The 23,361-nt window shown below is 42.1% G+C and carries 20 protein-coding genes; 13 read left to right on the forward strand and 7 right to left on the reverse strand.

Going from position 1 to position 23,361, the window contains the following annotated elements; translation table 11 throughout:
- Positions 1-502 precede the first annotated feature (502 nt).
- From Q0081_RS15070 to Q0081_RS15090, 5 genes are all read left to right on the forward strand, one after another.
- Complete coding sequence (locus tag Q0081_RS15070) at positions 503-985, forward strand: hypothetical protein (protein ID WP_298354884.1); 483 nt, start codon at positions 503-505, stop codon at positions 983-985.
- Entirely contained in the window at positions 933-1,775 is an 843-nt protein-coding gene (locus tag Q0081_RS15075) for a polyphosphate polymerase domain-containing protein (RefSeq protein ID WP_298354886.1), read from the forward strand. The genes Q0081_RS15070 and Q0081_RS15075 overlap by 53 nt, the downstream gene beginning before the upstream one ends.
- A complete protein-coding gene (locus tag Q0081_RS15080) occupies positions 1,744-2,406 on the forward strand; it encodes a DUF4956 domain-containing protein (protein ID WP_298354888.1) in 663 nt (220 codons plus the stop codon). The genes Q0081_RS15075 and Q0081_RS15080 overlap by 32 nt, the downstream gene beginning before the upstream one ends.
- Entirely contained in the window at positions 2,366-3,094 is a 729-nt protein-coding gene (locus tag Q0081_RS15085) for a DUF2490 domain-containing protein (protein WP_298354890.1), read from the forward strand. The genes Q0081_RS15080 and Q0081_RS15085 overlap by 41 nt, the downstream gene beginning before the upstream one ends.
- Before the next feature lie 109 nt (positions 3,095-3,203).
- Positions 3,204-3,851: a Uma2 family endonuclease gene (locus tag Q0081_RS15090; protein ID WP_298354892.1), complete on the forward strand. Its 648-nt coding sequence runs from the start codon at positions 3,204-3,206 to the stop codon at positions 3,849-3,851.
- 28 nt (positions 3,852-3,879) lie between these two features.
- On the opposite strand, the gene Q0081_RS15095 is transcribed toward Q0081_RS15090, so the two are convergent.
- Positions 3,880-4,653: a type III pantothenate kinase gene (locus Q0081_RS15095; protein WP_298354894.1), complete on the reverse strand. Its 774-nt coding sequence runs from the start codon at positions 4,651-4,653 to the stop codon at positions 3,880-3,882.
- A 179-nt stretch (positions 4,654-4,832) separates the two neighbouring features.
- Here Q0081_RS15095 and Q0081_RS15100 point away from each other — a divergent pair, with 179 nt between their 5' ends.
- Positions 4,833-8,222: a glycoside hydrolase family 2 TIM barrel-domain containing protein gene (locus Q0081_RS15100; protein ID WP_298354895.1), complete on the forward strand. Its 3,390-nt coding sequence runs from the start codon at positions 4,833-4,835 to the stop codon at positions 8,220-8,222.
- Positions 8,223-8,375: 153 nt separating this feature from the next.
- On the opposite strand, the gene Q0081_RS15105 is transcribed toward Q0081_RS15100, so the two are convergent.
- Positions 8,376-11,180 (reverse strand): pitrilysin family protein, encoded by a 2,805-nt coding sequence (locus Q0081_RS15105; RefSeq protein WP_298354896.1) that lies wholly within the window; start codon positions 11,178-11,180, stop codon positions 8,376-8,378.
- A gap of 172 nt (positions 11,181-11,352) precedes the next feature.
- Here Q0081_RS15105 and Q0081_RS15110 point away from each other — a divergent pair, with 172 nt between their 5' ends.
- The 3 genes from Q0081_RS15110 (at position 11,353) to Q0081_RS15120 (ending at position 14,069) form a co-directional block, all read left to right on the forward strand.
- Positions 11,353-11,967, forward strand: coding sequence for a YigZ family protein (locus tag Q0081_RS15110; RefSeq protein WP_298354897.1), 615 nt, complete (start codon positions 11,353-11,355; stop codon positions 11,965-11,967).
- 257 nt (positions 11,968-12,224) lie between these two features.
- Positions 12,225-12,881: an endonuclease III gene (nth, locus tag Q0081_RS15115; RefSeq protein WP_298354898.1), complete on the forward strand. Its 657-nt coding sequence runs from the start codon at positions 12,225-12,227 to the stop codon at positions 12,879-12,881.
- 102 nt (positions 12,882-12,983) lie between these two features.
- Positions 12,984-14,069 (forward strand): aminotransferase class V-fold PLP-dependent enzyme, encoded by a 1,086-nt coding sequence (locus Q0081_RS15120; protein ID WP_298354922.1) that lies wholly within the window; start codon positions 12,984-12,986, stop codon positions 14,067-14,069.
- Between the two features lie 23 nt (positions 14,070-14,092).
- On the opposite strand, the gene Q0081_RS15125 is transcribed toward Q0081_RS15120, so the two are convergent.
- The 5 genes from Q0081_RS15125 to Q0081_RS15145 form a co-directional block, all read right to left on the reverse strand.
- Positions 14,093-14,611, reverse strand: a complete 519-nt coding sequence (locus Q0081_RS15125) for a cupin domain-containing protein (RefSeq protein WP_298354924.1) — start codon at positions 14,609-14,611, stop codon at positions 14,093-14,095.
- Positions 14,612-14,622: 11 nt separating this feature from the next.
- Positions 14,623-14,910 carry a hypothetical protein gene (locus Q0081_RS15130; protein WP_298354899.1) on the reverse strand — a complete coding sequence of 96 codons (288 nt, stop codon included), beginning with the start codon at positions 14,908-14,910 and terminating at the stop codon, positions 14,623-14,625.
- A gap of 139 nt (positions 14,911-15,049) precedes the next feature.
- Positions 15,050-15,466 carry a helix-turn-helix transcriptional regulator gene (locus Q0081_RS15135; RefSeq protein WP_298354900.1) on the reverse strand — a complete coding sequence of 139 codons (417 nt, stop codon included), beginning with the start codon at positions 15,464-15,466 and terminating at the stop codon, positions 15,050-15,052.
- 65 nt (positions 15,467-15,531) lie between these two features.
- Positions 15,532-16,077, reverse strand: a complete 546-nt coding sequence (locus tag Q0081_RS15140) for a hypothetical protein (RefSeq protein ID WP_298354901.1) — start codon at positions 16,075-16,077, stop codon at positions 15,532-15,534.
- Between the two features lie 22 nt (positions 16,078-16,099).
- On the reverse strand, positions 16,100-16,924 hold the full coding sequence (locus tag Q0081_RS15145) for an aminotransferase class IV (RefSeq protein WP_298354926.1): 825 nt from the start codon (positions 16,922-16,924) through the stop codon (positions 16,100-16,102).
- A 199-nt stretch (positions 16,925-17,123) separates the two neighbouring features.
- Between Q0081_RS15145 and Q0081_RS15150 the strand changes: the two genes are divergently transcribed.
- The 4 genes from Q0081_RS15150 to Q0081_RS15165 all read left to right on the forward strand — a co-directional run bounded on the left by Q0081_RS15150 (position 17,124) and on the right by Q0081_RS15165 (position 23,342).
- Positions 17,124-18,470: a TonB-dependent receptor gene (locus Q0081_RS15150; RefSeq protein ID WP_298354902.1), complete on the forward strand. Its 1,347-nt coding sequence runs from the start codon at positions 17,124-17,126 to the stop codon at positions 18,468-18,470.
- Between the two features lie 149 nt (positions 18,471-18,619).
- Entirely contained in the window at positions 18,620-20,443 is a 1,824-nt protein-coding gene (locus tag Q0081_RS15155) for a cell wall metabolism sensor histidine kinase WalK (protein WP_298354903.1), read from the forward strand.
- 107 nt (positions 20,444-20,550) lie between these two features.
- Positions 20,551-21,246 (forward strand): response regulator transcription factor, encoded by a 696-nt coding sequence (locus Q0081_RS15160; protein WP_298354904.1) that lies wholly within the window; start codon positions 20,551-20,553, stop codon positions 21,244-21,246.
- A gap of 278 nt (positions 21,247-21,524) precedes the next feature.
- Positions 21,525-23,342, forward strand: coding sequence for a glycogen synthase (locus Q0081_RS15165; RefSeq protein WP_298354905.1), 1,818 nt, complete (start codon positions 21,525-21,527; stop codon positions 23,340-23,342).
- Positions 23,343-23,361 lie beyond the last annotated feature (19 nt).

Genomic DNA, 23,361 nt, shown 5'->3' on the forward strand with positions numbered 1-23,361 from the left:
GGGTAAAGTTCGTAATCAAGTAGTTCTAAGTCGAGCTCGGAAGGCAAAAGGAAGGCAGAGTCCATTCTTCAAAATTACAACCCAAACCTCGACTTTCACCAAATGTGACGATGAACCAGCTTCATTATGATTTCTTGCCCTATTCTGTTTGAGCAAACGGTTCCCCCATATTCTATTCAGATTCTTTTAAAGTGTATTGTTTGTAGGCTATTAACCTTAATTGTCAGATTCAGAACGAGTTAATTTTTTTTGATTGAAGTTTTGGCTAAATGACTTAATTCTGGCGATTGCAACGAATTGAGCCTTTAAGGCGTATAAATCATTAACAATTTGTTAATATTGTAAGAGCTAACAGATACCACAAGGGAGTCTATTTACTTACAATTCATTGGGTTTCCGTTGGAACTATAACTGTCTGAAAAAACAAGCCACTTTCCACCCTGAAATAGCATGTAATCATGCGCAACCAAGACCTAACTACCTTTTTGAAATAACTATTCTCATGTCTATCCGCCTCACTATTTTATTCACATCAATCACCGTTTTGGGGTTTGCTCAAAGTAAGAAAGAAATTAAAAAGTACGACATCGTGGCCGTGACTGAAACCATTACGGAAGTGGTGGATGGAAAAGAAGTGACCCGTAATGATTCCTACAAAAAATTTGACAAAGACGGCAATGTTCTCGAAGAAGCCAATTACGATAAAACGGGGAAGTTGAAAGAGCGAATCGTGCGCATATTTGATCGTTTCGATAACAAAACTCAGGAAATCACTTTCGATGCCACTAATCGTCAAGCTAAGCGCGAAACGTACAAATTCAACGAAATGGGAGAAAAGACCGAAGAATTGGAGTATAATGATAAAAATGTATTGGTCAGTAAATCCTTGTACGTAATTGACCGACGGGGCCTCAAAACTGAAAAGAAAGTGTATGACAGTAAAGGCAAACTTATTCAAACTAAAAAGTATCGCTACGATGATTGAGGAATCGTTTCAGACGGTTTCGCAAAAAGTAGCCCTGTTTGAACCCATCACGCTCGCTGAAATGGAGAGTGTAAAGTTGATGAACCGAACCGACGCTAAATTCCTGATTCCGCTTTGGATGTTGCCCGTCGTTTTGGATGATTTGCGCCCTCATTATCGAATTTTGGAGGTGAATGGGCACCGACTTTCAGACTATGAAACCTTGTATTTTGACACCGATACCTTACAGCTTTATCATGAGCATCAGTCGGGGCGGCTCAATCGCTATAAAATCAGACAACGCAAATATGTACAGTCGAACCTGATTTTTACGGAAGTAAAATTTAAAAATAACAAAGGTCGGACTATTAAAACCCGTATTTCTCAGCAGCGGCTTCTCGGCGAAGAACTGGAAGAGAACGTAGTGAAGTTTTTAACCCAACATACTTCGTTTAATCCAGCTGATTTGCAACCTATATTATGGGTAGACTTTACTCGTCTGACGCTTGTAAATCGTACTACTGCCGAACGCTTGACGCTTGATCTGAATCTCACTTTTCGGAATGAAAAAAATCACCAAAGTTACCGAGAGGTAGTCATTGCGGAAGTCAAGCAAGAATCTTTAAAGCATTCCTTTTTTTTAGATTTGATGAAAAAATACCGCCTTCGAGAGGGTTCCATCAGCAAATATTGCCTCGGTATCATCAGTCTGTACGAAACAGTAAAGCACAATCGATTTAAATTAAAACTGGATCATTTACGTAAAATAATTACCCACTATGATTTTTCTTCAAGAAATCACCGCGTCTGAAAGTTTTGAATGGTTTAATAAACTCCCCGAAAAGTTTTTCATACGACTGTTGATTGATGTATTGACCACAACGATACTGGTGCGATTTATTTATTTTCGTAACTATCGCCGCACCGACCTTTTTTTAACCTTTTTCAGCTTCAACTTAGTTATTTTTCTCATCACATATTTGCTCAATAAGGTGCAAATGTCGATGGGAGCGGCTTTTGGACTTTTTGCTGTATTTTCCATGTTGCGCTACCGTACCGAGGGATTATCGGCCAAGGATATGACCTATCTTTTTATCGTGATTTCGATGGGGCTGATTTCAGCTATTATCAAGGGAAGTTGGGATGAATTGGGGTTGGTCAGCAGTATGATTTTGCTGAGTGTGTGGCTTTTGGAAGGAAATTTGCTTATGAAAAGAGAGCTGACCAAAATTGTACATTACGACCGAATTGAACTGATTTTGCCCGAACGTCGTAATGAATTGCTTCAGGATCTGCAGGCTCGCACGGGCTTGGATGTTCACCGCGTGGAGATTCAGACCATGGATTTCTTGAAAGATTCGGCGATGGTTATGATTTTTTACTACCAAACCAACACCAAAAATGAGAAAACTAAAACAGCCCTCGTTTTGGAAAATGTATAACTCAAAAAGTGAATTTACGGCAATGAAGTATCCGGCTTTTCTTTTCTTTTTACTGATTTCGTTTTGTAGCTATTCTCAGGCGACTGACATTGGCCTTTGGTCGGGTGTAGGAGTAGAGAAAAAAATCAATAAATCGTTTTCGGTAAATCTCAACGCGCAGACTCGATTTACGGATAACATTTCTATCATGCGCGTTTTTTTAGGTGAATTGGGGGTTTCTTACAAAATTACCAAGCACTGGGAAATAAGCGGCTATTACCGGTATATCGGACGTCGCAAGAAAACGGACGATAAAACCGGGTATTACTATCGCCCTTACCACCGTTTTTACGCCGATTTAGCTTACGACCATAAGCTGTGGAAGTTGAAATTTGATTATCGATTGCGTTACCAAAACCAATTCAAAGACGATACAAGCACGGATGGGTTGGAACCCGATAAAAGTTATCTGCGCAACAAATTTGGGCTTTCTTTCCCAAATAAATCTCGCTTTACTCCGTACGTTTCAACCGATGTGTTTTATCAATTGGGAGGAACAGGCTTTGATCAGATGCGGAACAAAGCAGGCGTAGAAATCGCTATAAACAAACGCAATAAACTGGATATTTCGGGTTTTACAGATTACCAATTGCAGGGTTCTCAAGACAATCGCTTTCTGTTGGGTGTGAATTATAAGGTAAAGTTTTAAATACTCGAAAATCATTAAGTAAAGTCTTCCCTAAGTGGGGAAGATTTAGATGGGGTTAAAATTGCAGAAATGATTCGTAAATTTGCGTATAAGACTAACTATATGTTTTATGAGTGCTGACCAATTTTTTGATATGCCTAATTTACCCTTGCTCATCGAACAGGCACGGATAAGGCTGGAGGCTGAAAAATTGGTACGGCAGCATTTTTACGAAACTGTTGACGAAAACACCAAAATGGAGTTTATCAATGGGGAGATACTTTTTCAGTCGCCTGTTAAGAAAATGCACAATGAAGCAACAGGGAATCTGTACATGCTCATCAAAATATATGCGTCAAAGTATAATTTAGGGTGGACAGGTGTCGAAAAAGTACTGGTATCGCTTACCCGCAACGACTATGAGCCCGACGTTTGCTTTTGGAAAAAAGACCGAGCACAACACTTTACGGAAGAACAAATGCAGTTTCCTGCGCCGGATTTGGTTATCGAAATACTTTCTCCAAAAACTGCTAAAACTGACCGAACCACCAAATATGTGGATTATGAAGCTCATGGGGTACATGAATATTGGATTGTTGACCCCAAAAAGAAACAGGTAGAGCAGTTTATCCTTATCAACGGGCAGTATTATCTTCGATTCAAAGGTTCTGACGGCGACATTAAAAGCGAAGCCGTTGAGGGTTTTATCATTGATGTGGAAGCTGTTTTTGACTCCGAGATGATGAATCAGGAGTTGGTGAAAATGTTAATACCATGATTGTACGAATTAAACTGAATTCCGAGGTTTAAGAATCACGTCCCACTCTTTCCCCAATCATCCGTAAACCATCCAGCGTAAGACTTCGGTTTACTTCTACAAATTCGCCGTGGAGCGTATCAATAATGGATGAAAGCCCTCCCGTTGCCAAAGCAATGCAATCTCCGTCCAATTCGCGACGAATCCGAGTAATCATCCCTCTTACCAAACTTTCATATCCCAATAATATTCCCGCCTGAATGGCGTGGGTCGTGTTTTTTCCAATGGCTGATTCAGGCAATTTCAAAGGTACTTCGGGAAGTTGAGCCGTGTTGGAAAACAATGCTTTTACGGCCGTTTTAAGACCGGGGGCAATAGCTACGCCCAAAATTCTACCGTCAAAAGAGACCGTTGTAAAGGTCAAAGCCGTTCCAAAATCTACGACTACGGCATTGCGTGCGTATTTGGTATAAGCTGCTACGGCATTAGCGACGAGGTCGCTGCCGATTTCGTGTGGATGATCTATTTCTACTTTTAAATCCGGGTATACATCTGGCCCAACCACGACGAGACTCTGCCCGAAAAGATGGGTAAGCATAGTCCGCAGGATAGGAGTAAGCGGAGGAACAACGCTGCTCAACACAGTCGTTTTTACGTCCCCAATGACTAAATTAGCCTCCAGAAAATGAAGACGCAACTTACTTTCATAAAAATACGGAGGTTCGTCGGGCAGAGAGCGGATACGAAATATATGGGTCCATTCTTCATTTTGCCAGATACCAAAAACGGTATCTGTATTACCTGCATCAACGGCTAAAAGCATGATTTATAGAATTTGCGAAGTATGATTTACAATGTCCAATTTAAAAAACTTCCTTTGAAGGCTTGGGGCTTTTGCCAATATCACCTTTATTTTTTCGTTCTCTTTTTGTTGGTTCTGCCAAAAGAGCCTTTATTTTGTATTCTTTAATTGCGTTTTCCGAATTTAACCTGCTTTGATTTATGCGCAAGTTAAGCGTTTTTTTGTCCCTCCTGATACCCTGTGCAGGATTTGCTCAAGATTTACCCGATTGGGAAAACCCCGCGGTAATAAGTCGAAATACCGAACGTCCGCATACTACTCTTATTCCGTACAGTGATGAAGCCTCTGCATTGAAATTTGACCGTGCTGCTTCTCCTTATTTTAAATCTCTCAACGGGAACTGGAAATTTAAGTGGGTATCGCACCCGTCCAAAGTTCCGGGCGATTTTTATCAGCAAAATGCAAATACGTCCACTTGGGATGATTTACCTGTTCCTTCCAATTGGCAGGTCGTAGGAGCACGGGAAGGACGTCCGTACGACCGACCTATTTTTACCAATATCAAACATCCTTTTCCCACGACACCGCCGCGCATCACGAGCGATACCAATTCAGTGGGATTGTACCGTACTTCTTTCAACATTCCTGCCAATTGGCCTGGACGCGATGTGTTTTTACACTTTGCCGGAGTTCAATCGGCCTGTTATGTGTGGGTCAATGGATCACAGGTGGGGTACCATGAAGATGGGATGACTCCTGCCGAATTTAACATTACCAAATACCTACGAGCGGGTGAAAATCAATTGGCGGTACAAGTCATCAACTGGTCGGACGGGAGCTATTTGGAAGATCAGGACTTTTGGCGCATTTCAGGTATTTTTCGGGATGTGTATCTTTACTCGGCCCCTGTTATTCACGTTCGAGATTACTACGTGGTGACTGATTTGGACGAAAATTACCAAAATGCCACGTTGAAAATCTCAGCTTTTGTCAAAAATTTCTCTTCTCAGGTACAGGACAAATACCAAGTCAGATTCAAATTGTATGACCCTGACGGACGAGTTGTTCAGGGGGATTTGATTCGGAATGTCCCGATGATGGATCCTAAAGACGAATCGTATTTGAGTTTAAATGTTCCTATATCGACTCCAGCTCGCTGGACTGCCGAAACGCCCAATATCTACAAACTCATTATTCAGGTAGTGGATGGAGATGGAAGCACTACCGAAATACTGAGTACACACGTCGGCTTTCGAGAAGTGACCATGCGCGATGGGCAATTGTTGGTGAATGGCAAAGCGGTAAAATTCAAAGGAGTAAATCGCCACGAATTTGACCCCACTACTGGACGTTACATCAGCAAAGAGTCTATGATTAAGGATATTGTCTTAATGAAACAACACAATATCAACGCCGTACGCACTTCACACTACCCTAACGACCCGTTATGGTACGATCTCTGTGATGAATATGGCTTATACGTGATTGATGAAGCCAATATCGAAAGCCATGAGTTATGGCAGCAAAAAGGAATCTTGTTGGCAGCTAATCCAGATTGGAAAGATGCTTTTGTTGCTCGCGGCAAAGCCATGGTAGAACGGGATAAAAACCATCCTTCGATTATCATTTGGTCTTTGGGTAACGAATCGGGTATGGGGCAAAACTTTGAGGATATGGCGCAGATTATCCGCTTGATTGACCCCACACGGCCAATTCACTACGAAGGACGGGCCAACTATCCTAAGACGTTTGATGAAGTAGATCAGGTAGCTACCAATTTTGACATCAACAGTACGATGTATCCTTCCGTCAAAGTGATGGAAGCGATGGTGAAGAAAGACCCCAATCGTCCGTTGATTATCTGCGAATATGCCCACTCGATGGGAAACGGAGTCGGAAATTTGAGTGATTACTGGGATGCTATTGACAAAAACCCGCGTATGCAGGGAGGTTTTATCTGGGATTGGGTAGATCAGGGGTTGTATGTGAAAGACAAAAACGGCCGTTCGTACATTAACCACATCAACTACATTGACGGAGCCAATGCGGGTGACGGCCTCGTAAATCCAGACCGCGTTCCGCAGCCCGAAATCAATGAAGTGAAACACGTGTACCAATACGTGAAATTTACGCCCAAAGACACAATTTCACCCCAAAACCAGAGCATTACGCTCAGCAATGCCTATGATTTCCTAAGCCTGCGACCTTTTAAATTGGTGTGGGAATTGTTGGAAAACGGGAAGTCGATTCAGCAGGGAGAAATCAATGAGTTGAATGTGTCTCCGGGAGCACAACAAGCCGTAATGATTCCGTTCACTATTCCTGCTTCCGGTACAGGGGCGGAATATTTTTTGAACGTAAGCCTGAAACTCAAAGAAGCCACCCCGTGGGCATCGGCAGGACATGAGGTAGCTTATCAACAATGGTACGTGAAAACGACGTCAACGCCTAAACCGGCCATTACCTGGCCGGCGACTTCAACAGTTAAAGTAGGGTTGGTACGTGGCGGAGGAATTCAATTGACCAATGCGCAATTCAAGATAATTTTTGACCGAAAATCAGTTGGTATCAGTTCGTTTATTTACAAAAATCGCGAATTGATAGCCAACCCGCTCCAGCCCAATTTTTGGCGTGTACCTACTGATAATGACGAGGGTGGAGGAAAAGCAAGTTTTGCGGCTCGTTGGCGCGCGGCAGGATTGAACAGTTTGCGCAGGGTGGGTGGTGATATACGCGTAGAACAAATTGGGCTTTCCATAGCTCGTGTGCATACACAGAGTACATGGGTAGGCAGAGCGGGGGTCAGTTTTACAGTCAAAACAACCTACACTGTTTTTGGTTCGGGCGATATGGAAGTCAAAAATACAGTGACTGTGAATGGCAATAACGTGCCTCCGCTTCCTAAAGTGGGAATGCAAATACAGCTTCCCGCTTCATTCCGAAATCTGAGTTGGTACGGACGCGGACCTTTTGAAAGTTATTGGGATCGTAAATCGTCGGCACGGATAGGAGAATACAGCGACTTGGTGGCCAATCAGCACTTTCCGTACACAATGCCGCAAGAAAACGGAAACAAAACGGATGTTCGTTGGGCCGCAGTAACGGATTCGGTTGGAGTAGGACTGTTAGTGATGGGAAATCCAACCCTTAATTTCAGCGCCCATGATTATACCGATGCCGATTTGTTAGCCTCAAAAATTACCCAAAACTTAACGCGTGGTCGGGTAACTACCCTTGACTTTGATTACCAACTCATGGGACTTGGTGGTGATGATAGCTGGACTCCTCGTACGCATCCAGAATATTTATTGACGGAGAAGGAGTATACCTATTCATTTCGTTTGCGACCTTTTGATGCAACGGCCCCATTAGCAGTGATTACACAAACTGTATTGCCCGAAATAACGGCGCAATCACAGGCTGCTTCTGAGTTGGGAGCCCCTGCTTCCGTTGTAAAAGAGGGAACTCAGGGAGGGGCTTCACAAACCAATGAAGATCAGGAAGCAGCCATTAAAAAAGCTGAAGCAAGGAAATTCGTAAAGAAAAAGCCAACACGGAGAAAATCTTCTAAAAAGAAGAGGAGGAGATAAAATCAGCGTATTTTATTTCGGTGCGCTGCACCTCTCTTTTTATTTATCCAACGGCTTTCCTACAAATATTGAGGGGGGCTGCCCGTGCGGTACTACGTACCTGAAACAAACAAAAAAGTCGGGTTCTCACCCGACTTTTTTGCAAACTGCTGCTTACTTCTTCTCCGGCAACAACACCACTTTGATAAAGTTGGTATCGTTAAGGTACTTATTGGCAGCTGCTTTGGTGCTTTCAACCGTAATTTTGTTCAGTTGTTTTTCCCAATCCAACACGCTCTTAGGGTCTTCATTATTGGTGTAAGCACCAATAAGTTGTCCTTGCCAAAAACCGTTCTCTTTCATTTGGACTTCCATAGAGCGGCGAGTTTCGGCTTTAAACTTATCAATGTCGCCTTGTGTAGCACCGTTTTTCTTGATTTCGTCAAGGACTGCTAACGTTTTGGTTGCCAATTCTTCCACACGCTCCGGACCTGTACCATAACCGATACGGAAGTTATAACGAGGCACGGGAATTTTGCCATACGTAGCTCGTGCACCAATGCCGTAAACACCGCTTTCTTTCTCACGAATTACTTCGATAAGTTTGATGTTCAGGATTTCTTCCAAGGCGTCTAATTGCCAATTGTTATCATCATTGTACTCGTAATCGCCGCTGTACACTAAAGATGCCTGGCTTTTTTGCTCAATACCTTTGTACACCTTCTTATCTATGCGTCCTTTAGGAGTGCGGATACCCAAGTCACGGAACGATTCTTTCTTGTTTAAAGTAGGCAATGCACCCAGGTATTTTTCAAGTAAAGGCTTGATTTGCTCTACTTTAAATGAACCCGTGAAGAAAAAAGTAAAATCGGCAGGGTCGGCAAAACGCTCTTTGTAAATGGCATAAGCACGGTCAGCGTTGGCCATATCCCAACGCTCTACACTGATAGGCAGGCGTCGGAAGCTATTGTTCCCTAAAATGATGCTTAAGCTGTCTTGAAATACTTTTTCCGGCGAAGGAGAAGCCGTCATATTTTGAATAGCAGAGCGTTGGGTCGTCATAAATCCTTTGATGACTTCATCATCTTTGCGAGGCTTGGTGAAATAGGCATAAATCAATTGAAATGCCGTTTCGAGGTCTTTAGGGCTGCAACTTCCTGAGAATCCTTCTTCATTTTCTCCCACAAATGGACTAACGTTGACTACTTTACCTGTCAGGTATTTTTTCAACGCGTTTTGACTGAATTCTCCCACGCCGCTTTCTTCAACCACCGCATCCGAAAGTCCGGCACTCATGTAGTCCTTGTCTGAGTAAAGCGATGTTCCTCCCTGGCTTCTGGCTCCAATAAGGATTTCGTCATTTTTAAACTCGGTTGGTTTCAAAACCACCTTTACGCCATTGCTCAACGTAAGCTCTGTGGCGCCGATTTCGGCAATTTGTTTGGTAGAGGCAGTGCTTCCGGCTTTAGGAAGATTTTCTACCAATGGTTTGTTGACCACTTTGTCTTCGTAAGCTGTTACATCTTTTCCTGCGCTGTTTACCCATTCCAATATTTTTGCTTCAGTTGGCAACTTATCCTTATCTTTTTCCGAAGCCATCACAATCACCGTACGATTATCAGGTGTCAAGTATTTGGCTGATAAGTTATTTATCTCTTCGATTTTGATGCCGTCCAATTGTTCTTTTACGAATTCGTAGTAAAATTCAATTCCGGTAGCCGGGGAGCCTTCCAGAAAATGATTCATGTACTCACTGACGTAGTTAGCCGACTTGGTTTTGTCTTTTTCCTTAAAACGTCTTTCTACGCCGGTCATCAATTGTTTTTTAGTACGGTCTAACTCACTGGCCGTAAACCCAAAATTTTTGACCCGAATACCCTCATTCAATACCGCTTTAAGGGCACCTTCCAAGTTGCCGTCTTTGGCGACTGCGATATTAAAGAAGGCATCGTAATCTCCAATAAAACCTCCGTAACTCGCTCCGCCAAATAAGAAAGGAGGAGCTGCCTGTTGAGTAAGTTCCTGCAAACGAGCCTGCAACATTTGATTGAATAACGTACGTTTGATGGATTCACGAGAATCGTTCAACGTTTTTTCTTCAGCCTTTGGAAGCTTGGTTAATACCTGAGCCATCATGTAAGGTTGTTCCGGGTCGGTTACAATGGCTACCCGAGTTCCTTTAAAGTCTGCAATGGGATATTTGCCGAAAGGTCTGGGTTTTACGGCGGCCGGAATAGCGCCGAAACGTTCTTTGATGGTTTTCTCTACTTGGTCAATGTCAAAATCGCCTACCGCAGCGATCGCCTGCAAATCAGGACGGTACCAGGTTTTATAGAAATTGCGGATGGTTTCGTGCGTAAAGTTTTTAAGAATATCTTCCGTTCCAATCACGGTACGTTTACCATATTTAGAATCACCTACCAAAATAGGCATCCATTTATCACGCATCCGTTGTTGGGCTCCTTTCCCACCGCGAAATTCCTCCAAAATCACGCCACGCTCTTTGTCGATTTCCGCGCCTTCAAAAGTGATGTTATGCGCCCAATCTTCCAACACGATAAATGCCTTGTTGAAAATGTCGGCGGAATCCGTAGGAACCGGAAGTTGATAGACGGTTTGGTCCTGACCTGTAAAAGCATTTAAATCATCCCCAAATTTAACTCCTGCTCGCTGAAGGTAGCTAATCAACTCATTTTTTGGAAAACTTTTGGTTCCGTTAAAGGCCATGTGCTCTGTAAAGTGCGCCAAGCCGTTTTCTTTGTCCTCTTCCTGAATGGCTCCTACTTTATTGATTAAATACAACTCCGCCCGCTTTTTAGGTTCTTCGTTTTTGCGGATATAATACGTCATCCCATTAGGTAGTTTTCCATAGCGAACTTTTGGATCAAACGGAATGGGCTTTTTGAGGTCGGTTTGGGCAAAGGCTGCATTTACCCAAATGAATACTGTTGCGATGAGCAGTAATTTGGTTTGTTTCATGGATTTATAAAGTTTAATTGGATAATTGATTTCTGATAAAACAAGTTGTTTACGCACATGTTCACAAATTATTGTGGATAAACGGTCGAAATAAAGGTTTGATGATAAAATGATACTTTTGAAGGAATTTTTAAAAACGAAAAAGTTAGTTTTTGCAAAAAAAGTAGAATAAATGTTATTCGACGATTCTTATAAAACCATAGTCAAACCTGTTGAAGGTTTCTTCCGTGACCGCGGAAGTAAATTTTTAGCATACGCGTATCCCATTCAGAATGAAGAAGATACCAAAATATACTTATCCGAATTGCGCGAAATACATCCCAAAGCGGTTCATCATTGTTATGCCTATCGCCTCGGCCTTGACCGTACTCAGTACCGCGCCAACGATGACGGTGAGCCCTCGGGCTCGGCGGGGAAACCTATTTTAAATACCATCTATTCTCATGACCTCACCAACCTACTCGTAGTGGTAGTCCGCTATTTTGGCGGTACACTTCTCGGAGTGCCTGGGCTTATCAATGCCTATAAAGTGGCTACCGATGACGCACTCAAACAGGCTCAAATTATTACCAAACACGTGTGCGATGTGTACACACTTTCTTATCCTTATGAACAGATGAACGAGGTAATGAAAGTGATAAAAACCTTTGACCTTATCCCTCAAAATCAGCAGTTTGATAACGAATGTAGTCTCCAAATTGAAATCCGAAAAACCCTGCTCAATCAGGTGCTGGGACGATTGGAAAAAATTGAGTCGTTGCAATTGGATTACAAAAAGACAATCTGAAAGCTATTGGAATGCGAAGTAACGGAGGCAAGGAATAACGGGTTGCTCCCTGTCTCCCTGTTCAGTTATTAACCGATAAATGCCGGTGGTCAGTACCAATTGTAAAACAGAACAAAGATAACGAAAACCAGCCCAACCGTTAAATACCCCATTCTGCGGGAAATGCAAGGTAGCGGCTCTCGAAAAAACAAATAATTACGGCAGGATTCTTTAGGAAAGAATTATCTTTGGAGACTCAAAAAGTGCCATTAAAACCCATGCTGAAAAAAGAACGTTACCGCCTGCTGATTGACCATTTCTCGCAGAAATTCCCTACCGCTGAAACAGAACTCCATTATTCTAATCCTTACGAACTTTTAGTCGCTGTGATATTGTCGGCGCAGTGTACCGATAAGCGAATTAATATGGTCACGCCGGCCCTGTTTGAGCGGTTTCCTGACCCGCAGGCATTGGCCATGAGCTCGGTTGAGGAAGTGTTTCACTACATTCGTTCGGTGTCTTATCCCAATAACAAGGCCAAACATCTGGTCGGGATGGCGCAGATATTGATGGATAAATTTGGCGGAGAAGTACCCAGCACCATTGAAGAGTTGCAACTCATGCCCGGTGTTGGTCGCAAAACGGCCAATGTCATTGTTTCCGTCATTTATAATCAACCTGCTTTGGCGGTAGATACCCACGTTTTTCGGGTTTCTCACCGCTTAGGTTTAGTCCCCAAAACCGCCACCACTCCTTTTGCGGTTGAAAAAGAAGTGGTTAAGAATGTCCCTGATGCCATCATTCCCATATTCCATCATTGGTTGATTTTGCATGGGCGTTATGTGTGCTTGGCGCGGACTCCACAGTGCCAAAAGTGCGAATTAACTCATTTGTGTAAATACTTTGAAGCGTTGGAAAAGAAGAAAAACAGGTAACGAAGCATTGTTGTTTTGACAAATAATGTGGGTAGATGTCCGTACCACAAAGATTTGGCGTATTTTTGCGATTCCAATTTTATTTTGACCACCGATATTCCGATGAAACAAGTCTATTTTACGGCAGGCCCCGCAGAAATGTATCCTACTTTTGAGCACCATTTGCGTACCGCTGTCGAAAACCAACTTGGCTCAATCTCTCACCGTAGCCAAAAATTCAGAGATATTTACAAGTTCACGGTCGAGCAACTTCACACCTTGATGGACATCCCCGACACCCACGCAATTTTGTTTACCGGCTCAGCGTCGGAAGTATGGGAGCGGATATTGTTGAATTGTGTCGAGCACGAAAGTTTTCATTTGGTTAATGGCTCATTTTCCAAGAAATTCTACGAGTACGCGGTTTCGTTACGCAAGTACGCTCACAAACAGGAAAAGCCTTTTGGTGAGGGCTTTGACTATGCCGAAATCGAAGTGCCCGAATACGCCGAAGTAATTTGTGTAACGCACAACGAAACGAGTTCGGGGGTACAAATGCGCGAGCCAGATATTCATAAACTCAAGCGCAGTAACTCCAAAAAAATCATCGCCGTTGACATTGTTTCATCGGCTCCTTATCCAGAGTTGGATTTTGGAGTGATAGATACCGCGTTTTTTTCGGTGCAAAAATCCTTTGGATTACCAGCTGGTTTGGGCGTTTGGATTGCGAACGAAAAGTGTCTGGCCAAATCAGAACGTTTGCAGAAATACGAAGATGCGACCATCGGAGCGCATAATAGCCTGCCGGCCCTTTGGAAGAATTTCAAAACCTACGAAACACCTGCTACTCCCAACGTTATCGGGATTTATTTGCTTGGTAAAATTGCCGAAGACCTTAACGCCATCGGAGCGGAGACAGTTAGGAAGCAAACGGAAGAAAAATACAAAGTCCTCAATAAATTTGTGGAAAGCAGCAGCAATTTTAGCCCGTCGGTGGCTGAAGAAAGACACCGCTCGCGGACGGTTGTGGTAGCGAATACCAAAAAACCTTCTGCCGAGGTGATTGCTCAAGTCAAAAAAGCCAACATGATCGTAGGAAGCGGTTACGGTCCTTTTAAAGAAAGTCAAATCCGTATTGCCAACTTTCCCGCGGTTTCATTGGAACAAGTGGAAACGCTGATTGGAGAGTTGAAGAAAATGGAATATTAATCTTTATCAAACCTCACAGGTTTTTATAACCTGTGAGGTTTAGAAGGTGTCAATAACCGAATCACTTGCTCGTGTTGTGGATAAGTTGTTAATAAATCGGCTTGCTCGGCCAATTCAAAGTCAGCAAAGTCAAAGCCCGGTGCTACTGTACAACCAACTAACGAATAAGCAGTTTCTGAATCGGGTTTGGAACCAAACCAAGTACCCGCAGGAACTACAGCCTGAAACACTTCACCCTTGTCGGGGTTTGCGCCTAATTTAATGATTTCAAGGCTGCCGTCTACGTGAATTACATACACATTCAACGGCCCCCCTGCGTAGAAATGCCACATTTCGTCGGCTTGGATACGGTGGAAGGCTGAAAAATGATGGTTTTCCAATAAAAAATAAATTCCCGTACTGAAACTTCTGTCTCCCGAAAAACGAGCGGGTAACGCTTCCTTCGAAATTAGTTCGGCAGCTCGATACGTCTCCGCAAAATATCCTCCTTCGGGATGCGGCTGCATTTGATATTTTTCAACCCAATAATTGGCTGGTTTCATTTCTATTTCTTTCACACATTAAATATAATATCACTGTGTATCAATCCGGTAACATTGAAGGTAGGAATTATAAAACGATTAAAGGCGGTGTTTTCCGTTTTGGCATGTAGTACTCCTCTTAATGTTCCAATTGTAAGCATAGCCAAATGGGTCGCAAAACCTTGAGGAACAATAACTGAAGTAGAGTTAAAACTTTTAAATTGTTCCCAATCATTGGGAGCAACAGTAAAATAGCAAGCTATTTTGATGATAATAAAAGGCTTACTTTCCTGTTCAAAACGGAAAAGTATATTGACCATAATGCGCTTAGTTTGCGTATCAATACCAAAGTTTAATTCAGGTTTTCTTTCTCTTCTTCAAAAGAGTCAGATATCAGGGCAAACTGCTCTGTGACTATTTTAGAAAGGGTGAATCCAATGATTTTTTCTGTTGTTTCCATTAGGCGGCCATTGCGTAAGAATATTCTCCTGCTTGATTACTCCAATTAGCCATTTCTTGTTGGCTCATAATCATTATTTCAATAATTTGCTGTTGCGAGCTAAAACTGAATAATCCTTCAAATTCTATTTGTTCATAGGTATTTGTAATCAAGTAATTATTTGTGAGTTCAATTAACTGAACATTTAGCACGTTTTCAAGCCGGCTAATCGTCTCAAGAGTTAGATTTTCAGTCCCTTTTGCTATTTTGTTGATATATTGAGGACTGACTCCCATCGTATCAGCAAGTTCTTTTTGTGAGTTTGGATGATGCGCCTTGTTTTTATTTTCTCGTAGAGTACGAAGTATTTTTAAAGCAATTTTCGCAGAACGATCAAGCCAATTTCGGTTGTTTTCATAGAATATAACGTCATCCATCTAAGTAGTATCTACTTGGGCAAGTTGATTTAGATTTTCTATCAGGAATTGATTTTTCATAGTTTTCAAGGTTCAAATTCAAAGAAACCGAAATCTGATTCATCAGTTAGGCCATTCTCTATTAAAAAGCGCTTTGTTATTTCTAATTTTTGAAGTTCGGCTTGCAAATGAGGCCGCTCATTCATCGTTTGAGTAAGTTTTATGGCTCCTCTGGATATGACGTATGTGTTTTCACTTATTCTGACAGCATAAATCCTTAACCAATCGGCTTTCGATTTTTCTTTGGAAAGCGATTTGAGTTGATATGAACTATTGGAAAGTGGACGAAAAATAGATTGCAATTTATTGGGGTCTGCCTCTTGTATCAATTGCAAAAACTTCTTCCTAAATCCAATTGCCTGTTTCCTTGTTCTTTCTATAGCCTCTTCAATACTGATTGAGCCATAAAAATTACTGTTCAAATCATCCTTATTTTCTTCAAAAAAGTTTTCCAAGTACTCAATGTCGGAAATCCATAAATCAAATAAGCGTTTAAATTCCATTAACTCATTATCATAAGCTACTGAGAATAATGTAGATTGTTGGATTGCAAAAATAGCGCCAATTCTCATTAAATAAACCTATAGGTGGATTTTATACTCCATACCCTGTTACCAACTTTTCAAATTGCTCCAACAACTTTAAGGTTCTGACACCCGGCTTGCCATCACCAACAATTTGGCGACCAATTTGAACTACGGGCATGACCCATTTGGTGGTGCTGGTGGTAAAAGCCTCGTCAGCTTCTTCCAACTCTTCGACGAGCAATGGACGAACTTCTACTTTAAACTCTTTTTCGGCTAATCCCAGTACAACGCGACGGGTGATACCGTGCAGGATATTTTGATGAGGCGTAATCAGGGTATCTCCTTTGAAAATGAAAAAGTTACTGCGGGTCAGTTCACTTACTTCGCCATCTTTGTGATACAGTAAATCGGCTGCTCCTTGTGATTTCATCTCGGCAGCAAGGCGAATCATGTGGAGATAATTGGTGCTTTTGAGTTCAGGCAGGTCACGTACAAATTCAAAAGGTAATACTTTGATACCACGATAACGCCCTTCGGGGTTGTCTTTGGGGAGGTTTTCGGCAATAATCAGCCAGTTAGGTTCTACTACGCTGACACTGTCGGGCGAATAACCGCCTGTCAATACAAAACGGTACGCAATATCGGGTTGATCAGCCAAGCGATACAACTCTGCCAACACCTCGGCGGTTTGGGCTTGAGTCATTGCTACGGGTAGGCGTAACACTTCGGCAGAGCGGGTAAAACGCGCCCAATACCAATCCCATTGAAAGGGAACACCGTTGTAAGTGCGGAAATAGTCAAATAGACCGTAGCCGCGCAATAAAGCAAGGTCGTTGATTTTGACAGAAGCCTGTTCGACAGGGATAATGGCGCCGTTGAAGTAGCAATGCATGGTTTTAGAAGCTAAGATGAGTAGCTGCAAAGATAGAATTTTTGGCATTAACCTTAATTAACATTATTTCAACGACCATTAACCTACTTCTGGGAAAAGGCAGCGTAGTTTTGTAGCGTTATCAAAAACCTATATAGCCATGTTTTTTGAATGTCGAGTGCAGAGTGCAGAATGTCGAATAAGTCAGTCAAACCAAACATTGAGAAGAAGATCCTTCGGTCGCTTCTCAATGTTACTGTTTGTATTTTCTTTTTTCCTTTTTACCCTACACTTTTCACCTACCACATTTGCCCAAAAAATTACTATCAAAGGAGCGCTTCGTGATACTGCCAATCGTCCGCTGGAAGGAGCTACGGTAATGTTGCTCGACGGAAAAGACACCTCTTTGGTTTCTTTTGCGCGATCACAATCAACGGGCGCTTTTGAATTTAAGAATATAGCTTCTGCCAATTATTTTCTAAAGGCCACTTTTATGGGGTTACAGCCACTGAATCAATTGATTACTCCGTCAGGTGGGGATGTATTAGATTTGGGCCCGATTCGGATGGCTCCCGTTCCAAAAGATTTGAAAGAGGTGGTTATCAAGGGCGAACGTGATCCCGTTACCATTAAGCAGGATACCATTGAATACAATGCAGGTTCCTTCAAAGTACAACCCAACGCAGTCGTTGAAGATTTGCTCAAACGCCTGCCGGGAGTAGAAGTGGCTCGCGACGGAACGGTCAAAGCCCAGGGACAGGAAGTGCGCCGCGTTACCATAGATGGAAAGGAGTTCTTTGGTCGTGATCTCAAAATAGCAACCAAAAACTTACCTGCGGATGCCGTGGACAAGGTGCAGGTATTTGACCGAAAATCGGATCAGGCACAGTTTACGGGAATTGACGACGGCCAACGTGAGAAGACAATCAATCTGTCGTTGAAAGAAGAAAAGAAAAAAGGTGTTTTCGGCAATGCTACTGCGGGAGTTGGCCCCGATAGCCGGTATTCACTCAAAGCCAATTTTAACCGCTTTACTAAAACTCGGCAACTATCGTTTTTGGGAATGGCCAACAACATCAACCAACAGGGTTTTTCGATTGATGATTACATGAACTTTACCAGAAATTCGCAACGCATGATGTCGGGCGGGGGAGTTCGTCTGCAATTTAATTCAGAAGATGATGCGACGATTCCACTCAATTTTGGCGGACGAAATAATGGATTTGTGACTTCGGGCGGAGCAGGTCTGAATTATAATGACCAACTTACCAAAAAGACCGAATTGCAAAGTAATTATTTCTATAATCAACTTGACCAACTCATTGAGCGCGAGACCAATCGCGAGTCATTTGTGCCATCGGGCAGTTTTAAAACAAAACAAAATACGGCCCAAAATACCCGTAACGCTACCCACCGCGCTAACTGGACGATTGACCATAAAATCGATTCGTTGAATTTGTTGAAGTGGACAAATAACCTAAGCTACGCTCAAAACAATTCCAATATTGGCAGCAACAGCAGTTCGACCAATGCAAGCGGCGGGCTTGAAAACACCCTCCGGAGGTAAAAAAATTACGGATGCGGAGTTTGTTAAAAAACGCGATGAATTCATGAAAGAGATGGGCGGCCAAGGCGGTATTCGGATGATTCGGAATTAACACTTGATCACCCTGAAAGGGTCTATTTGACTCAGAAATTGTCAATAAAGTGATAAAAATGAGATACGCTAAGCCAAATATTACCTCATTGTCTTTGATGGTCGCCAGCCTATTATTGCTGGCGGCCTTTCAGGTGTTTTGGCTGCGCAAAGAATACAACGAACAAAAAAATATTTTACAAAAAGAAACCGACATCCTTTTTCAAAATACAATTCATGCGTTGGAGGATTCAGTCATTCAGAACAAGTTTAGAGTTCCCATGCAAGACGTTTTAAACGAAACTGTGTCCAAACTAATGACTAAATATCAGTTTAATAAACCTCAAGCAAAAACTACTCAAAAACTTACCTTTAGCTATTCTCAAAACCAAAAGACGTCCGTTAATCAGCCAAAACCTTCATCTCAAGTTAGTAGCAAGAATGCCGAAGCATCAGATAAGTTTAGAACATTTAATTTTATACAAATGGATCGCTTTTTGCAAGAATTTGGCGTTGATACTGTTATTTCTAACAAAGACAAAATGGTACATTTGTTAAGAAAAACCAATCCAGATGATATTCAAGGAGTTAAGTTTAATTCCATTGGTAATTTGGATGTTATCCTATCTGATACGACTACCCCAAAAAAATCACCAGTTCTAATTGTAAAGTCTCACAAACCCTCCGATACCCTCCAGCAATTATTTAGCAAAGTAGTTCGGGTAGTAATGCTCAATAAAAGTAAGCAAGATAGCCTTCCTCCGTTTAGCATCAATCCCTCAAAAACCAACGATATAAAAGTTTCGATTACGATAGACCCTTCTCAAAAAGCAAAGTCATCTTCTAAAACCGTCGAAAACCTTAAATCCAAAGACGCACATTTTACTTTTAGCTTAGCCCATGACTCCTTAAAAATCAACGATATTCAGCGGGCTTATGAAGGAAAAATTCAACAGGCCAAAATCTATTTATCGTTCCATATCGTCCGTCAATCACTCAACCAAAAAACCGATAGTAGCTCTAAACAAGCCCTTATCACTGCTCCCGTCATCACTACCATGCCTTTAGGCAGCACTTACGCCGCCATTTTCCCCAATTATCAAGGTTATTTATTTAAAAAAATCATCCCACAGGGTTTATTCGCCTTCTTCCTGCTTGCCATTACGGGACTGGCTTTTGGAGTAATTTACCGGAATCTCCAACAACAGCGACGCCTAACAGAGCTAAAAAATGATTTTATCAGTAACGTAACGCATGAATTGAAAACTCCCATTGCAACGGTTTCTGTGGCGATTGAAGCTCTGCAAAATTTTGGAGTAGCGCAAAACCCTAAACTGACGGAAGAGTATTTAGAAATTTCTAAAAATGAACTGAATCGACTAACGCTGTTGGTAGACAAAGTATTGAAAATGACAACTTTTGAACAACAGGGCTTGAACTTAAACCTTGAATCGGTAAACGTTTCTGATTTGGTTCAACAAGTGTTAGGTTCCTTGAAATTGCAGTTTGAGAAATACAGGGCAGAGGTAAGTTTCAATGTGATAGGACAGGGTTTTGTTATCTCGGCCGATAAAATACACCTGACCAATGTTATCTATAATTTACTGGACAATGCCCTGAAATACAGTGAAAATAAGCCTGATATCAAGGTTGAATTACAGGGAAACGACTCAGAAATCAAACTTTCAATAAGTGATAAAGGCATTGGAATTCTGCCGGAATACCAAGATAAGATTTTTGAAAAGTTTTTTCGCGTACCTACGGGCAACATGCATAATGTCAAAGGCTATGGTTTAGGCTTAAATTATGTAGCCTCCGTCATAAAACAGCACGGCGGTAAAATTGAAGTGAAAAGTGAATTGAACAAAGGCAGTATGTTTACGCTAACAATGCCGAAAATATAGGCGCAGGCCCGCTGCGCCCCCCGTGCGGTACCGCTTGCATCTGCCCGAATACAACGAATTTAACCCTGTTTGCGATATCAAATCAGATGCCTCCGGCATGACAAAATATGACCAAAATACTTTACGTCGAAGATGAGCCATTTTTGGAAAAAATCGTCAAAGAAAGCCTCGAAAGCCGTGGTTTTGAGGTAGGTATGGTAAGCGACGGTCGTGAGGTAGTGGAAGAATTCAAAAGATTTCAACCCATTATCTGTGTATTGGATATTATGCTTCCGCATCGCGACGGGTATGCGTTAGCGCAGGATATTCGTCAATTGAATCCAGAAATGCCGATTATCTTTCTAACAGCCAAAACCCAGACTGAAGACGTACTGAAAGGCTTTCAAAGCGGTGGTAATGACTACATTCGTAAGCCATTCAGTATGGAAGAATTAATTGTTCGTATTCAAAATTTACTTCAACTTACCCAACAAAAAGTCACAACAGCGGTTGCACCCAATGGTCATTTTGAATTGGGAGAATATACTTTTTATCCTCATCGCTACGAACTTCATCACGGCACTCAACTTCGTAAACTTTCTCATCGAGAAACAGAACTTCTTTCTATTTTAGCCGAAAACCTCAATTTTACCGTTAACCGACGTGATATGCTTTTGCGCGTTTGGGGTGACGATTCGTTCTTCAATTCCCGAAATTTAGACGTGTATATCACTCGCCTGAGAGACTATCTGCGAGAAGATTCTACCCTTGAAATTTTAACATTAAAAGGAGTCGGCTATCTGTTTAAGTCTCATCGGTATTGATTTGCAACAAAATCTCAAAATCTACCTAAAATCGCGTAGCTTCTTATTGGATTTTTTCATAGTATTGTTGGCACAGAAAAACCGTTTGCCTCAGGAATTTTCTGGACAATATTAAAAAATACAGATTTGCCAATACCTTACAAGTAAAATCACAGCTTTTATTGTTTTATCAAAGGGCTTATTTTTTGATGAAGCATAAATAAATAGTATTATTGCAAATTGTAATCTTGAAATAATTCATTTTTTACTTTGAATTGTACATTAACCCGCGCTTAACTGTGGAAAAAAAACCAAAAAAAAATCTCCTTTTTGAAGTAGCTTGGGAAGTCTGTAACCAAGTCGGGGGGATATACACCGTCATTCGTAGCAAAGTCCCCGCAATGGTGGATCAGTGGGGGGATGAATATGTATGCTTGGGCCCCTATTTCCCCCAACGTGCCCTTACTGAATATGAGCCTATTACCTCTGATGATGGCTCGGGCATTTATCAGGTTGTCCAAAAAATGCGAGAAGAAGGGTATGAAGTAGAATACGGGTATTGGCTTATTACGGGCAAACCGCGTGTGGTACTGTTTGACCATCGAAGCATGGCCAGACACATGGATCGTATTAAGTATAATCTATGGGAACGTCACCAAATTCCGACCATCAATGTCGAAGATTTAGTCAATCAGACGATTGCTTTTGGTGAAATGGTCCGTGTTTTCCTGACCTACTTTGCTCAGGATTACGCCAAAAAGTTTGAAATAACGGCGCATTTCCACGAATGGATGGCGAGCTCAGGGCTACCTGATTTGCGCAGAGAAGATGTTCGTATTGCTACTGTATTTACGACCCATGCGACCATGCTGGGGCGATACATTGCTTCCAATGAACGCGATTTTTATCATAAGCTGCCGTTTTTTGATTGGAAACACGAAGCTCGGTATTATAACATTGAAGCTCAGGCAACCATTGAACGCAGTGCTTACCTGAGTGCGCACGTCAGCACTACAGTGAGCGACGTGACTGCTCGCGAGTGTGAAGTATTTTTGGGAAAATACCCGGATCTGGTACTGCCAAACGGACTAAATATTCAGCGTTTTGCGGCGGTTCACGAGTTCCAGAATCTGCACATGAAATACAAGGAAAATATCCACGATTTTATCATGGGTCACTTTTTCCAAAGCTATTCCTTCAATTTAGAAAAAACGCTGTATTTCTTTACTTCGGGGCGTTATGAGTATGTGAATAAAGGATACGACATCACGTTAGAAGCGCTTGCCCGATTGAATTGGAAAATGGTGCAGGCCAAAATGGACATGACCGTGGTGATGTTTATCGTAACCAAGCAACCCTACCATTCCATCAATCCGGATGTATTGCAATCTCGTGCGGTATTGGGCGAAATTCAGGATACGTGCGAAGCCATTGAAAAACAAATCGGCGACAAGTTATACATGGCTTCGGCTTCTTCCAGCGACCATCATTTGCCTGATTTGAACCAGTTTGTGGACGAATATTGGCGTCTTCGTCTTCGTCGTACCATTCAAACCTGGAAAACCAAACGGTTGCCACCTTATGTGACGCACGATTTGAAAAGCCCCGATTCGATTACAGCTTATTGTGAGCAGTCAGGCTTGAAAAATCACGAACAGGACCGCGTTAAAATCGTCTATCACCCTGATTTTATTGCCTCTACCAATCCGCTTTTTGGATTGGATTACGGGCAGTTTGTGCGGGGGTGTCATTTGGGGATTTTCCCAAGCTACTATGAACCATGGGGCTATACGCCGTTAGAATGTGTGGTACGCGGAATTCCAACAGTTACCAGTGATTTGTCAGGTTTTGGGGACTTTATCATGCAAATCATGCGTGATTATGAGAACCGAGGTATTTACGTGATTAATCGTAAAACCCAGAACTTTGACCAGGCTGCCGATCAATTGGCCAATATCCTGTTCAAGTTTGTACGAATGAACCTGCGCGAACGGATTCAGCAACGCAATAAAGTGGAGAATATTTCCGATGTTTTTGATTGGGGAAATCTGCGCTCTTACTATGATACAGCGCACGATTTAGCCGCTAAAAAAGCGTTTAAAACGACGGTGAATTAATCATTATACCTCGATTTAA

Origin of the sequence: Runella sp., assembly GCF_027484545.1 — a bacterium.
Taxonomy (GTDB): Bacteria; Bacteroidota; Bacteroidia; order Cytophagales; family Spirosomataceae; genus Runella.

Excerpts from the sequence above, each read along its gene's own strand:
- Q0081_RS15090 (WP_298354892.1), top strand. The coding sequence starts at position 3,204 with ATGAGTGCTGACCAATTTTTTGATATGCCTAATTTACCCTTGCTCATC.
- Q0081_RS15135 (WP_298354900.1), bottom strand. The coding sequence starts at position 15,466 with ATGGATGACGTTATATTCTATGAAAACAACCGAAATTGGCTTGATCGT.
- Q0081_RS15140 (WP_298354901.1), bottom strand. The coding sequence starts at position 16,077 with ATGAGAATTGGCGCTATTTTTGCAATCCAACAATCTACATTATTCTCA.
- Q0081_RS15145 (WP_298354926.1), bottom strand. The coding sequence starts at position 16,924 with ATGCATTGCTACTTCAACGGCGCCATTATCCCTGTCGAACAGGCTTCT.
- Q0081_RS15130 (WP_298354899.1), bottom strand. The coding sequence starts at position 14,910 with ATGGTCAATATACTTTTCCGTTTTGAACAGGAAAGTAAGCCTTTTATT.
- Q0081_RS15110 (WP_298354897.1), top strand. The coding sequence starts at position 11,353 with ATGTTATTCGACGATTCTTATAAAACCATAGTCAAACCTGTTGAAGGT.
- Q0081_RS15155 (WP_298354903.1), top strand. The coding sequence starts at position 18,620 with ATGAGATACGCTAAGCCAAATATTACCTCATTGTCTTTGATGGTCGCC.
- nth (WP_298354898.1), top strand. The coding sequence starts at position 12,225 with ATGCTGAAAAAAGAACGTTACCGCCTGCTGATTGACCATTTCTCGCAG.
- Q0081_RS15105 (WP_298354896.1), bottom strand. The coding sequence starts at position 11,180 with ATGAAACAAACCAAATTACTGCTCATCGCAACAGTATTCATTTGGGTA.
- Q0081_RS15100 (WP_298354895.1), top strand. The coding sequence starts at position 4,833 with ATGCGCAAGTTAAGCGTTTTTTTGTCCCTCCTGATACCCTGTGCAGGA.
- Q0081_RS15075 (WP_298354886.1), top strand. The coding sequence starts at position 933 with ATGACAGTAAAGGCAAACTTATTCAAACTAAAAAGTATCGCTACGATG.
- Q0081_RS15070 (WP_298354884.1), top strand. The coding sequence starts at position 503 with ATGTCTATCCGCCTCACTATTTTATTCACATCAATCACCGTTTTGGGG.
- Q0081_RS15080 (WP_298354888.1), top strand. The coding sequence starts at position 1,744 with ATGATTTTTCTTCAAGAAATCACCGCGTCTGAAAGTTTTGAATGGTTT.
- Q0081_RS15120 (WP_298354922.1), top strand. The coding sequence starts at position 12,984 with ATGAAACAAGTCTATTTTACGGCAGGCCCCGCAGAAATGTATCCTACT.
- Q0081_RS15085 (WP_298354890.1), top strand. The coding sequence starts at position 2,366 with ATGAGAAAACTAAAACAGCCCTCGTTTTGGAAAATGTATAACTCAAAA.
- Q0081_RS15160 (WP_298354904.1), top strand. The coding sequence starts at position 20,551 with ATGACCAAAATACTTTACGTCGAAGATGAGCCATTTTTGGAAAAAATC.
- Q0081_RS15095 (WP_298354894.1), bottom strand. The coding sequence starts at position 4,653 with ATGCTTTTAGCCGTTGATGCAGGTAATACAGATACCGTTTTTGGTATC.
- Q0081_RS15125 (WP_298354924.1), bottom strand. The coding sequence starts at position 14,611 with ATGAAACCAGCCAATTATTGGGTTGAAAAATATCAAATGCAGCCGCAT.